The 11977-nt window shown below is 39.2% G+C and carries 13 protein-coding genes; 2 read left to right on the top strand and 11 right to left on the bottom strand.

Annotated features, from left to right (window positions below):
* Nucleotides 1–133 precede the first annotated feature (133 nt).
* The 10 genes from ABJH98_RS20015 to ABJH98_RS19970 all read right to left on the bottom strand — a co-directional run bounded on the left by ABJH98_RS20015 (nt 134) and on the right by ABJH98_RS19970 (nt 8827).
* Complete coding sequence (locus ABJH98_RS20015; protein ID WP_348309560.1) at nt 134–2524, bottom strand: FtsX-like permease family protein; 2391 nt, start codon at nt 2522–2524, stop codon at nt 134–136.
* 139 nt (nt 2525–2663) lie between these two features.
* Nucleotides 2664–3908, bottom strand: coding sequence for a PDZ domain-containing protein (locus ABJH98_RS20010; RefSeq protein ID WP_348309559.1), 1245 nt, complete (start codon nt 3906–3908; stop codon nt 2664–2666).
* Nucleotides 3909–3996: 88 nt separating this feature from the next.
* The gene (locus ABJH98_RS20005; protein ID WP_348309558.1) at nt 3997–4527 is read right to left on the bottom strand and encodes a dihydrofolate reductase family protein; all 531 of its coding nucleotides are present in this window, start codon (nt 4525–4527) and stop codon (nt 3997–3999) included.
* A gap of 18 nt (nt 4528–4545) precedes the next feature.
* On the bottom strand, nt 4546–4878 hold the full coding sequence (locus ABJH98_RS20000) for a hypothetical protein (RefSeq protein ID WP_348309557.1): 333 nt from the start codon (nt 4876–4878) through the stop codon (nt 4546–4548).
* A gap of 105 nt (nt 4879–4983) precedes the next feature.
* Nucleotides 4984–5340 carry a TfoX/Sxy family protein gene (locus ABJH98_RS19995; RefSeq protein WP_348309556.1) on the bottom strand — a complete coding sequence of 119 codons (357 nt, stop codon included), beginning with the start codon at nt 5338–5340 and terminating at the stop codon, nt 4984–4986.
* Entirely contained in the window at nt 5340–6008 is a 669-nt protein-coding gene (locus ABJH98_RS19990) for a DUF2461 domain-containing protein (protein WP_348309555.1), read from the bottom strand. The genes ABJH98_RS19995 and ABJH98_RS19990 overlap by 1 nt, the downstream gene beginning before the upstream one ends.
* A gap of 79 nt (nt 6009–6087) precedes the next feature.
* Nucleotides 6088–6900, bottom strand: a complete 813-nt coding sequence (locus ABJH98_RS19985) for an RNA polymerase sigma factor (protein ID WP_348309554.1) — start codon at nt 6898–6900, stop codon at nt 6088–6090.
* 57 nt (nt 6901–6957) lie between these two features.
* Nucleotides 6958–7308: a DoxX family protein gene (locus ABJH98_RS19980; RefSeq protein ID WP_348309553.1), complete on the bottom strand. Its 351-nt coding sequence runs from the start codon at nt 7306–7308 to the stop codon at nt 6958–6960.
* Entirely contained in the window at nt 7305–8135 is an 831-nt protein-coding gene (locus tag ABJH98_RS19975) for a sulfurtransferase (RefSeq protein ID WP_348309552.1), read from the bottom strand. The genes ABJH98_RS19980 and ABJH98_RS19975 overlap by 4 nt, the downstream gene beginning before the upstream one ends.
* 17 nt (nt 8136–8152) lie before the next feature.
* Complete coding sequence (locus tag ABJH98_RS19970) at nt 8153–8827, bottom strand: hypothetical protein (protein WP_348309551.1); 675 nt, start codon at nt 8825–8827, stop codon at nt 8153–8155.
* Between the two features lie 60 nt (nt 8828–8887).
* On the opposite strand from ABJH98_RS19970, the gene msrB reads away from it, so the two are divergent.
* Nucleotides 8888–9370, top strand: coding sequence for a peptide-methionine (R)-S-oxide reductase MsrB (gene msrB, locus ABJH98_RS19965; RefSeq protein WP_348309550.1), 483 nt, complete (start codon nt 8888–8890; stop codon nt 9368–9370).
* An 86-nt stretch (nt 9371–9456) separates the two neighbouring features.
* Here msrB and ABJH98_RS19960 read toward each other — a convergent pair whose 3' ends face one another.
* Entirely contained in the window at nt 9457–10236 is a 780-nt protein-coding gene (locus tag ABJH98_RS19960; RefSeq protein ID WP_348309549.1) for an SDR family oxidoreductase, read from the bottom strand.
* Between the two features lie 94 nt (nt 10237–10330).
* On the opposite strand from ABJH98_RS19960, the gene ABJH98_RS19955 reads away from it, so the two are divergent.
* Nucleotides 10331–11878 (top strand): peptidase, encoded by a 1548-nt coding sequence (locus tag ABJH98_RS19955; RefSeq protein ID WP_348309548.1) that lies wholly within the window; start codon nt 10331–10333, stop codon nt 11876–11878.
* Nucleotides 11879–11977 lie beyond the last annotated feature (99 nt).

The following is an 11977-nucleotide window of genomic DNA, read 5'->3' as shown; positions in this document are numbered from 1 at the left end:
ATTAAATAATTAAACGGCAAACATGATTGATGTTAATTTTTAAAATTAACGACAATTTGTTTGACATTAAAGACAACAGATTATTTCTTAAAAAATGCCTGATTTATCTGCTTCTTCTAAACGGAATATGTGTTTAATTATCTCTGATGGCTGTCGACGGGTTAGCGATTGCAGACTTAAGAGAGTGATAAAGCACTGTGATAAAAGCAATCACTAAGGTGAACAACGCAGAAAATGCAAAGCTGGTCCAGCTCAATTCCATGGCGTAGGCAAAGTCTTGTAACCATTGATCCATCAAATAGTAAGCAATAGGGAAAGCCACTAGTATGGACATTACGATTAGTTTTAGAAAATCTTTTGACATCATCATGATGATCGTTAGGACGTTAGCCCCTACTACTTTTCTAATACCAATTTCTTTTTTTCTAGCCTCTGCTGTGTAAGAAGCCAACCCAAACAAACCCAGACACGCGATGGCTATAGTGAGGGTGGAGAATACAGCAAACACTTCACCTCTTTTTTGATCTGCTTCGTATTGCTCTTGAAATCCTTGATCTAGAAACGCAAATTCGAATGGCCTATTAGTTACGACGGTTTTAAAGGTCTCTTCTATCTCTGTCATCGTTGAGGCAATTTGATCGGCCTTCATTCTTATGATCATTTGACCATTATTAATGCGATTGTATATGACCAGAGGTGTTATCGGTTCTTGCAATGAAATCAAGTGAAAGTCTCTCACCACACCTATGACGGTAAACTCTTTCGTATCTAAGTCGTCGTTGATGAACCTTTCAAATTTCATTCCGATAGGGTTTTCCCAACCCATTTCGCGAACCATTTCCTCGTTTACAATAACAGATGATGCTGTGTCATTTCCAATTTCAGGTAAAAAATTTCGCCCCTCTAAGATGGGTATCTCTAGGGTTGGGAAGAATTGATTGTCTACGAGGATATTTTGAAAAATCTTTTCAATCATCATGCCATCAGCAGATTCTACCTTGATGCCGCTCATGTTCATGGAATTTGTACCAGGCACCCCAAAACCCGAACCTACGGATTCTACATTAGGGTTTTGTAAGAGCTCGTTGGATAACACGTCTAATTTGGCACGAACTTGCTCACCTTCTAGCGTCACTACCACCACCTGCTCCTGATTGAAGCCTAATTCTTTATTTCTAAGAAATTCTAGCTGCTCAAATACAATCCAGGTGCTCACCACCATGCCAAGTGAAATGGCAAACTGTGTCACCACGAGTACTTTGCGTAGCGTTTCGTTGCCCTTACTTTTTTGTGATCTGCCTTTAAGTACTTCGGCTGCCTTGAAGCGAGATAGATAAAAAGCTGGGTAACTACCTCCCACCAAACCAACAAAGAGAACGACAAGAATGAGAACCAGAATCATCTGAGGCCCGTCGATAAAATTTTGTTTGATTTCAAGACTGGCTAGTTCATTAAAAAATGGAATCAAAAAGAAAGTAAGAATTAAACTGATAATTAAGGCTATAAAGGCAATTACTATGGATTCTGTAACGAATTGACGCATGAGTTGCGTTTTGTATGACCCCATTGCTTTCCGGATTCCTACTTCTTTCGATCTGGATACTGATCGAGCCGTAGCCAGGTTCATATAATTGATACAGGCAATGAGGAGCATAAAAAAACCAATCGCACTAAAGATGTACAAGTAATTGATATCACCAACTGCACCAAAATCCATATCAAAATTGGAGTAAAGATGAATATCTGTGAGCGGTTGCAATGAAAGCTGTGCGGAGGCACCAAATTGATCATAAGTAGGCGCCATGTACTTGTCATACAACTGATTCATCACAGGTATTAGATCTGTATCGGATGTGCCTGCTGGAAGAATCACAAATAGCTGATCACTTAAATTGCCCCATGAGTCCTGCTGAGGTGTTCTGGTTTCGTGTGCTAAGAGACCGTCTGCCTGAACACTAGAGTTGAGTGGCGGGTTTTTCATGACGCCAGTAATGACCTTAGAATCTTCACCATCAGTTTTCACTGTTTTGCCAAGTGCAGATTGATTTGGAAACCATTTTTCTGCTACTTTTTTTGAAATCACTAAGGAGTTGGGCTCATTCAGGCAGGTGCCTTCGTCTCCTTCTAACAATTCAAAATCAAATACATTGAAAAATGAAGAATCCGTTTCCAAAATTTTATTTTCATAAAAGTATTCCTGACCAACAGCAACCAATGTTTCTCCTCTTTCTGTCAAACGAACAAAATTCTCCACAGCACCAAATTCGTTCATCAAAGTAGTACCCGTCAGAGAAGGGGCAAGCGGCACATAGAATTCAGTGTCTTGCACATTAGCCTTGGTGGTGACTCGGTAGATGTTTTCTCCTTTAGCATGGAAACTGTCATAACTCCGTTCAAAATCTATGTACAAGTAAAGCAACAAACTGCTTACAATTCCAATCGTGAGTCCGATCACATTGATCGTAGAGTAGACGGGGCTATTCTGGATATTGCGGAGGGCAATGGTGATATAATTTTTAAGCATAGTCGTGTAGTCTTACGCAAATGGGGTCAAATCATGTGCCGAAATATTTAACCTAAAGATTATCAATGTTTTAGAAAATATTTTGGCAATAATTTGTGCGATGAATTGTTCACTACTGAACGAAAAAGTGTTCATGATTTTATATGAAGCGCGTCAGTCGATAATTACATTCGATTTGCTCCGATTCACGTTTTACGACTAAGCTTACTTTTTTCCCTTCTCGAGTAAGAAATACATTTAAAAACTTTCCATAGTTATCTATAGTAAGTTGATCCCCATTTATAGATTCAATAACATCCCCAACTTTTAATCCAGATTTTTCAGCTGGGGAGTCTTTTCTCAGGGATTTGATAGTGAAGGAATAGTCTTTTGTGTGTTTCACAGCAATACTCATTCCGCTCATATCGTATTCGAATAAATTGTCGAAGTTGTTATTTTTTTTGAGATAGATTTTAGAATGATGGAAATCATAGATCACGCTAAATCTATTTAATACCCCTTGTCCAATGGATCCATCACCATATTTTTTTACATTTTCGTTATTGTCTATATGTTCGGGTTTGGCAAACGTGGCCAGCGGATTTTGTAAATCAAACTCATTGATTTTCATACTTCGAAGTCTCCCGATATGGCCGAGTACTTCTCCACCAAAGGACTGACCAATAGGAACTTCTAGATTTCGATAAGGCAAAAAATATTCTACGGAGTCATTTTCAAAGAAAATGGCGTGACTGGCTCCACTTTTAATCATAAAATCCATTTTTCTACTTTCCCAATTTTCAAAAACAACTTCTGTGTTTAAATATGGCTTTCTATCGACTACTTCCATAGGAAATTCTTGATAGCTTTTTTGAGCTTCGAATGACTCAGGTCTGTGTAGTGTGAGTGTATTCTTCGTATGGTCCACTTCAACTACAAAACTTTTGAATAAATCATATCCAATCAGTCCGTGAACTTTTGACCCTGCGATTCCTGCCAGATTTAGATAATCTGTTTCTAGCACCAGCATGGACGAAGCATCACCAGTCGACACACTATCGGACAGAGACATTTTAGCATCAATTGCTACATGGCCATAGTATACTTCATCAGCATTTTGACCCAATTTAATTTTTCGAGCATACCGAAATTGGAGAAAATCACCTACAGCTTTTTCGGTGAGAATGGTGTGTTCGATACTAGTATCAAGAATCAGGTTTACAGCTACTTTATTTTTCAGAGTGACTTCCAGTACAATTAGGTTATTGTAATTCTGGAAAGGGATAGTTACATTTTTTTCACCCTCAGGCATTGAAAACCCAAATTGCGCATGACTAAAACGAGCATAAAATAGAAGTACAAAAACGAGAGAGAATAGTCGAATGAATTGAATATAGTTTTTCATTTTTCTTGCTGCTGATCTATGCAAGAAGATAACAATTATCAATAATATTCCCTTATCGAGTGGTGCTTTTTGCTTGTTGGGTATTTGGTCAAACTTTTCGATAAGTCAAATTCACAAAGCCGGTTTTAAAGGCTTCGGTTTTGATAAGTTCGAAATTGGTTTCTTTTGGGGAGTTGGGGAATAAAGGAATACCTTCACCTAAAATTACGGGAGTGATCGTAAGTAGCATTTCATCAATTAATCCTTGATTCAACATAGAAGAGATCAATACTCCGCCACCTACCACCCAAATGTCTTTGCCATTTTCATGGATCCATTCATTTACTTTAGTTTCTAAATTCTCATGAACCAAATAGGTGTTTTCAGTTCTAATTTCGACTTTGTTGCTACTAATAATATAAGTTTTACAATCAGGATATGGCCATTCAACACCGAAACTTAATACTTCCTCATAGGTTTTTCTACCCATGATGATGGTATCTACGGAATCGTAGAAAGCATAGTAGCCGTAGTCTAATTTGTCTGGGTTTGGAACGGCATCTAGCCAATCGAGTGAACCATCTTTTCGGGCGATATACCCGTCCATGCTAGAAGCAATATAGAGTTTGCATTTTTTCACTTGATCTGAATGGGTGAGTTATCCATCGTAATTATCATTGTCAGACAAATAATCCGCATCAGCGTGTTTGTCTTCATAGTCATCTCTGACATCATCCCTGAGGTTGCCATCATCATCGTAGTCGTCATCTTCAGCTATCAGGTTTTCTGCCTCTGTGATAGACATACGTATTAAATAGATTTTTTCGTCGGTTTCGAAGCGCAAGGCACTCGTTTTTCCACCCTCTTTATTGGTGAAACTGAAAATATGCTGACTATACCCTTCTGGATATACCAACTTGATTTGCTCTTTTAATTCATCGTTGAGCTTCTCATATTCTTGAGTGACTCGTAGTTTATTTTGATTGTCCATCTTTTCTCTGCTGACGTGATTGTTCAATATAAAAAATGTGTCAGAAATTTTCGCCAAAGAAAAGGATAAAACTTTCAATTTGTCAATAGTACAATGAAGATTTAGTTAAGTCTTTTTTTCGCCAAGGTTATGATTGAATGCTACTGACAACTTCACCCAATGGGATAGGCTTTCATCCGAATCAATTCCTTCATCGTAGATAGAAACAAAATCTTTCATCACCTTGCCCGTAGGCTGAAAAGGGAGACAATTATTGTTCTTCAATGCCACTCGTACGGCCTCAGCTCCAATACGAGCAATAAGCCTTGGCTTGCCATTGGCTTTATCAATGCCGGTGCCCACGCACATCTTTTCCCTCAATACGAAGCATAGGCCACCCATCAGCCTTTTGGCTTCTGCAGTGACTCCTTGCACTTGAAGTTCACGGGCTATTCGGTCAGCAAGGTGTTGATCGTACGCCATTACTTAAGAATAATTGAGGTGAAATATTCATTTAAAGGACGGGCGGCGTGCCAGTAAGACATCAGTTCTTGTAGCAAGTTTTCTGATGTGATTAATGCCGGCTCCCGTTTAGATACAAAGTAGAATTGTTTCTTGAGAAGCAAAGGGTTTTGCTCTGAAGCTTCTTGAAATTCAGCAGGCATTCTTTTGCTTTCCTCCCCTTGAATTGTGCCGAACTTTGCCTTGAAATCCTCCTCCTGAATCAATGCTTCCAAAGTATTTGGGTTTTTCTTGATGTCTAATCTGAGTCGATGGAGCTGGTCTTTATCCAGTACATATGCTCCACCCATGATGCCCATTTCTTCCAGAGTAAACCTTAAAAATAGCCCAGGCACGCTCTTGTCTTTTCTTCCTGCACGTGAGACCACGGCCGAGTAGTGCAAATTGTAAGGGGTTTTATCTTTTGAAAACCTTAAGTCGCGATTGATTCTAAGAACGCAGTCTTTAGGTGAAATCGAAATCCTAGGATCTTCTTTTTGAATCTCAGCAATCAGATCCGACAAGAAAATTTCAAATGGTTTTTTAACATCCGATTCATACCTTTTCTTATTGGTGTGAAACCATTCTTTCTGATTGTTGTTAGCGAGGTCTTCGAAGAAAGTAACAAATGATTCTGTGAAGTATTTCATTTCTCAATTGAATAAAGTTTAAACAATGTTTCCCTTTAGACAAATGAACCGATAGAAACGGACGGGATTTTGAAAGAAATTATGATTTTTCTTCAGAAAGGGCCATTTTCACCCAATTTGGACTATTTTCTAAAAAATAGATGTGGAGGTGACTGCTAGTGCCTTCCATAGGATTCATGTTTTTGACCAATTCCAGACGTAGGTCTAAGAGTTTTTCTTTGTCCGGGTTTGTGCCTTCTCTTACCATTTTTATTTGATTGGCTTTGGATTGCTCATCTTGTTCGGGGTTTAGAATTCCTTTAAGAGACGAGCACTGATGACAGGTGCCTTGCTGGCTTACGAAGGCACACTTCTCATCAAAAATTCTAGTTAAATTTTTTCTGGCGTCTGCTATTGCGTGCTTGACTTTGCCTTCACTCAGCCCAGTGATTGTCATTATTTCAGAGACTTTAAAACCGTAGACGTTTTTGAGCCAAATACAAACCTGCTGATCCACTAGTAATGTTTTGGTCATGCAGTTGAAGCAGTAGGTAATGTGCTCTTTCAGTTCAAAACTCCTGTCAGGGTTACTGTTATAGACACCTCTCATTTTATCAAATAGCTCTTCAGAGTTGATATGCAATTTGGCATTGATCTGTTGGGCATCTTCTCGCCAACGTGACTGCTTTGCCAAATGATTCTTGGCCAGATTGTGTGCTATGGTGAACACCCAGGTTTTATAGGAAGACTCCTGTCGAAAGGTGTCAATTTTTTCCACCACTTTTAAGTAAGTGTCATGCACCAAGTCTTCGGCTAATGCTCGGTTTGACACTAACCGAAAAACAAACGAAGTCAATTCGTTTTTGAACTGGAGGAATTGGTTTTCGTACGATTCAGGGTTTGTATTAGTCAATTTACTGGTTTATTAATTCAATTGAAACGTCGTGTTTACTGAGTAGGTGAATTCAATTTATACAAAACTATACGCCCAATAAATAAGAACCCCTTGTAATGGCATACGAATCAATGTGGGTATGACTTGTTTGCTCTTTCTTTTAGCGAGTTGATAATGATAAATATTAGCAGGGAAAACGGCTACCAGTAGAGTAATAATTCCCCAAGCTGCTAGTGTTCGTGTTTCATCAAATACTATGGCGGCACCTAATATAATTTCAATTGCTCCAACCAAAAGATTGACTGCGTTTGGATATGGCACCCACTTGGGCATAATCTTCAGGAAGAATTTTGGACTGAGAAAATGACTAACTCCAGCTAAAATATAGAAGGCTGATAGGGTATATAGTGAAATGTATTGGCTCATACTATCAAATCTTTTGTGTTCAATGTAGCCCACTCCGTCCATGAGCCGTCATAAACAGATTTAGAATTGTCTAATACCTGTTCTGCCGCGAGATAGACGATGCATGCAGTAACTCCAGAACCACAGCTGAAAATTAGCGGTTTATCCTTGTTGGGTATCGTCTTGAAAATTTCTAAAAGCTCATTTTTTGTTTTGAGTTTCCCTTTGTTTAATACTTGCTTGAACGGAATATTAATCGAATTTGGAATATGCCCACTTAAAAAACCTTCTCTTGGTTCTGGGTCTGTACCGTTAAATCGGCCAGGAGACCTTGCATCAATCAGCCATTCGTTTTGAGTTGAAATGTTGGCCTTGATGTCATCTATATTTTTAACTGCGAAAGCATTTAAGCTAGCGACAAAATCTCCCATGTCTAAAGTAGTGTTTTTAGTTATTTCAGTTTCAAATCCAGCGTTGATCCATGCAGGAAGACCACCATCTAGTACAGATACCGATTGATGTCCAAATGTTCTGAACATCCACCAAGCTCTTGGGCTAGAATATATTCCAAGGTTGTCGTAGATCACAATTTTGCTTGACTGATTGACACCTAGCTTTCTACATCCGTTTTCAAATGTCCGAATTTCGGGGAATGTATTCGGAAACATTCCTTTTGGCTGACTAAAATCATTTTTTAAATCAAACTTCCTTGCACCTGGAATTCGAACGTTTTGAGTGCTTGCCACATCATCGGATTGTACACTTTTTTGACTGGCGTCTAGAATGATCAATTCTTCATCGTCCAAGTGATTTTTAAGCCAGTCAACGGATATGATAGATGGAGTCATACTTTATTTTTGAAATATTATTTTCTCCTTTGCCCTAATTTCACCCAAGTCATAGCATCCAATATTTTTTCCGGCCATTGGCTGTGTTGCGCGGAATCGATTTTTATGGATTCGTGCATTTCAGTATAAAAGACCTTTTCAACGGAAGTACCTACTGCGGTCAATCCATAAAGGTCAAAAAGCTTATTGAAGTCGCGTCCCAGCTTTGAGGTGGCCAGGAAGCTGGCGATGGTATCGTATTGGGTAGTAGCAGTTGAACCATAACCGTCAAAAGCCTCCAGATACTCATTAGTTACTTGTATCGCCAGGTCACCCGTTTGAACTAATCGACCCACAAATACACCAGACAATGAATCAAAATTGTAGTCTTTTGCTGCATAAGGCAAAATAGTTTTGAGTTGCTTCATTTGCTGATGATAGGTTAGGGACGGATGAAGGCCTAGGATCAAGTTGACACGTCCATACTTTTTGCTTTTCGTAAAAGCTGGAAAAAACAATGTGCTATCGCCATCTACTACGAGTAAATAACCAGTTGCTTTTTCGCGGTAAGCAGACCCAGCCAACTCCTCATTGACATCGAAACGCAAAACAAGCGTATCTGGTACAGTTGGTTCTGGCGAGGAAATTTCTGGTTTGTTTTTTGGCTGACAAGCCCACATCAAAATCAAAAGGGCATAAGTTGGTTTTAGCATGACATCTGAATTTATTCTTCTAAATTTATGTTGTACCCACCAAAGGAAAAAAGAATGATCATGAAAGTATTTATCTCAGCACTCACAGTACTCTTAATGACGGCCTGTCAAACTCAAGGACAAGAAAAGAAAACGAGCAATTCCGCTATTCAAGAAAAAGTCATTAAGACTGATGCAGAATGGAAAGAAATTTTAACACCCATGCAGTACAATGTCCTCAGAGAAAAAGGCACTGAACGACCGTGGACTGGAGAACTCAACAAAGAAAAAAGAGAAGGGACGTTTTATTGTGCAGCCTGCAAAAACCCACTTTTCGAATCCAAAACAAAGTTCGAGTCTGGTAGTGGGTGGCCAAGTTTCTACACCTACGCTACAGACACAAGTTTACTTGATCTCGCAGATTACAAATACGGCATGGTGCGTACAGAAGTCATTTGTGCCAAATGTGAAGGCCATTTAGGACACGTTTTCGAAGATGGGCCGAAGCCTACAGGTTTGCGCTACTGTATCAATTCAGCCAGCATGATTTTTGAGAAGGAGTAATTTACAGATGTCATATCTTGATTTGGTCAGGGTATCCCAAGCCTCTAGCAGAATCATTGAAGAGAGCACCTCATACTTGTATTGGCTTAATATTGAAACTTATACCCTGTCCTTTTAAGCAACTTCTCTGAACTGACTTTTTTGAATGGCAAAGGCTCACCTGAAAAGGTTGGTGCTTCTACGCCTAATTCTCTGGCAGCTTTTTCATAAAACGACTGTCGTGTTTCATTCATAGGAGCACAGGCATTGAATACTTCTCCCCATAATTCATTTTCAATAATGCTTTGAATCACTCCAATGCTATCTTCGAGATGAATCATGTTTATGGGGTTATCAGCACCAGCTAAATTCTTCTTCCCCGAGAGGAATCTACCGGGGTGTCTGTCTGGTCCATACAATCCACCAAAACGAATGACTGTGGTTTGGAATGCTGGATTATTTGCGAAAAGCTGTTCCATGTTGAGTAAGGAAATGCCACCTCGAGTCAGACATTCTGAATTTGCATCGACCTCAGTCACTACTTGATTGTTAGAGGGATATACAGCTGTTGAACTAACGAAAATGACATATTTGGATATGATATGTTCAAGAAGTGTTTGTAGTTGAGTTTCGTGAAAGTCTTGAATACCGTCTCTGTTCCTTGGTGGTAAGTTGATGAGCAGAATATCAGAATCAAAAAAATCAGAGACGTCGCCTATTAGTTTTGGATTAAGAGCCAAATGAAAGGGTTTAATTCCAGCAGATTCTAATTGTGGAATTTTATCAACTTGAGTGGTGGAACCCTTGATTTGATAACCAGCTTCGGCTAAGTGTTTTCCCAATGGCAACCCTAGCCATCCGCACCCTAATATGCTTATTGATGTCATTCTGCGAATTTAGTCTATTCCGCTCATCACAAACATTGTCGAAATTTGATGATCCCATCATATATTGCTTGGTGAAAGTCAAAAAACTCTAAAGATGAAAAAACTATTTATAACAACATGGATGATTGCAGGAGTAGTACTCATTTCCTGTGGCCAAAAAACAAGCCTTAATTACAGTATCGACTTAAACGATCGAAGCAATGACGAATTCAAAGTCACGCTCGATATAAAAGGATTGTCAGACGATAACAATATTTATCAGTTTGCGGCAACTGCTCCTGGCACTTATCAAACCATGAACATTGGTCGCTTCGTGCGAAGCTTTAAAGCATATGATAAAAAAGGCAACGAAATTGTCACTAAAAAGAAAAGTGAAAACCAATGGGAGTTGACAACGCCTAAAAAAATTACAAAAATTGAATTTCGGGTAGCAGAAACTTGGGATACACCAGTAGAAGAAATGGAGATGTACAAAATGTGTGGTACTTCTATGGAAGATGATCATGTCTTGTTCAATGCACACTGCGTGATAGGTTATCCACAAGGAATGCAAGGTCAGCCTCTAACACTGTCATTGACTTATCCTGAAGAATGGAAAATTGGAACAGCACTTTCTAAAAATGAGAATGGAGCTTATGCTGCCAAAAACTTTGATCACGCAGTGGATTCACCGATCCTATTGGGTAGACTGTCAGAAGCCAGTGCGGATTTTAATGGCACCAAGGTAGAACTCTACACATACAGCAAAACAGATAAAATCAAATCAACCGATTTACTTGAAAGCATGAGCGCTATGCTTGAGGCGGCCAACAAATTTGTGGTTGATTTTCCTGTAGACAGGTATACCTTTTTGTTTCACTTTGAAGATTTCAATGCTGGTGCTTGGGAACATTCCTACAGCTCAGAGTACGTATATGTAGAAGACGACTATGCGGTAGATGGGGGGCCAAAAATCACGAGTACTGCAGCACACGAATTTTTTCATATCATTACGCCCCTCAATATTCATAGCGAGGTCATCCAACAATTCAATTTCGTAACACCCACGCCGTCTGCACACCTCTGGCTATATGAGTCTACCACGGAGTGGGCTTCTGATATGATGCAGGTACGTGGAGGAATCATGACCTTGGAAGGATTGCTTGGTCAGCTGAACTATAAACTGAGAGTGGATGATTATTATTTTGATTCTGACTACAGTTTGACGAAAATCGCCGAAACGTCTTTTATGGAATCAGGCAGAAAAAATTATAGTAATGTTTACTACAAGGGTGCCGTGATTATAAACTTGCTTGATATTCTTCTGCTCGAAAAATCTGATGGGAAGCGAGGCATGAGAGAAGTGGTCAATGAATTATCGAAAAAATATGGCTCTGAAAAGGCGTTTCCAGAAAATGAATTCTTTGATATTTTCACAGAAATGACTTATCCAGAAGTGGCTGATTTTTTTGAAAAGTATGTGAAAAATGACGAACCCTTACCATTGAAAGAGTATTACGCCAAGGTTGGCATCACTTATTTAGCTGAAAAAACAGTAGGAGAAGGAGACGAAGCCAAAGTGGAAAAATTCGTTTTTGAAGTTGATACTTTGGCCAATGAAAAACAACTAGCTCTGCGCAAGGCGTGGACGACTAACTTGTAAGCGCAAAACAAAGAACAATAATGGCTGTCTGGATAGAATCCAAGCAGCCATTTTTTATGTGCTAAAATAGAATAACGAATGAAGTATCTTCGGATACAT

This window comes from Reichenbachiella sp., from assembly GCF_039969095.1.
GTDB lineage: Bacteria > Bacteroidota > Bacteroidia > Cytophagales > Cyclobacteriaceae > Reichenbachiella.
This window is presented reverse-complemented; position numbering and strand designations above follow the sequence as displayed.

Excerpts from the sequence above, each read along its gene's own strand:
- ABJH98_RS20015 (WP_348309560.1), bottom strand. The coding sequence starts at position 2,524 with ATGCTTAAAAATTATATCACCATTGCCCTCCGCAATATCCAGAATAGC.
- ABJH98_RS20010 (WP_348309559.1), bottom strand. The coding sequence starts at position 3,908 with ATGAAAAACTATATTCAATTCATTCGACTATTCTCTCTCGTTTTTGTA.
- ABJH98_RS20000 (WP_348309557.1), bottom strand. The coding sequence starts at position 4,878 with ATGGACAATCAAAATAAACTACGAGTCACTCAAGAATATGAGAAGCTC.
- ABJH98_RS19995 (WP_348309556.1), bottom strand. The coding sequence starts at position 5,340 with ATGGCGTACGATCAACACCTTGCTGACCGAATAGCCCGTGAACTTCAA.
- ABJH98_RS19990 (WP_348309555.1), bottom strand. The coding sequence starts at position 6,008 with ATGAAATACTTCACAGAATCATTTGTTACTTTCTTCGAAGACCTCGCT.
- ABJH98_RS19980 (WP_348309553.1), bottom strand. The coding sequence starts at position 7,308 with ATGAGCCAATACATTTCACTATATACCCTATCAGCCTTCTATATTTTA.
- ABJH98_RS19975 (WP_348309552.1), bottom strand. The coding sequence starts at position 8,135 with ATGACTCCATCTATCATATCCGTTGACTGGCTTAAAAATCACTTGGAC.
- ABJH98_RS19970 (WP_348309551.1), bottom strand. The coding sequence starts at position 8,827 with ATGCTAAAACCAACTTATGCCCTTTTGATTTTGATGTGGGCTTGTCAG.
- msrB (WP_348309550.1), top strand. The coding sequence starts at position 8,888 with ATGAAAGTATTTATCTCAGCACTCACAGTACTCTTAATGACGGCCTGT.
- ABJH98_RS19960 (WP_348309549.1), bottom strand. The coding sequence starts at position 10,236 with ATGACATCAATAAGCATATTAGGGTGCGGATGGCTAGGGTTGCCATTG.
- ABJH98_RS19955 (WP_348309548.1), top strand. The coding sequence starts at position 10,331 with ATGAAAAAACTATTTATAACAACATGGATGATTGCAGGAGTAGTACTC.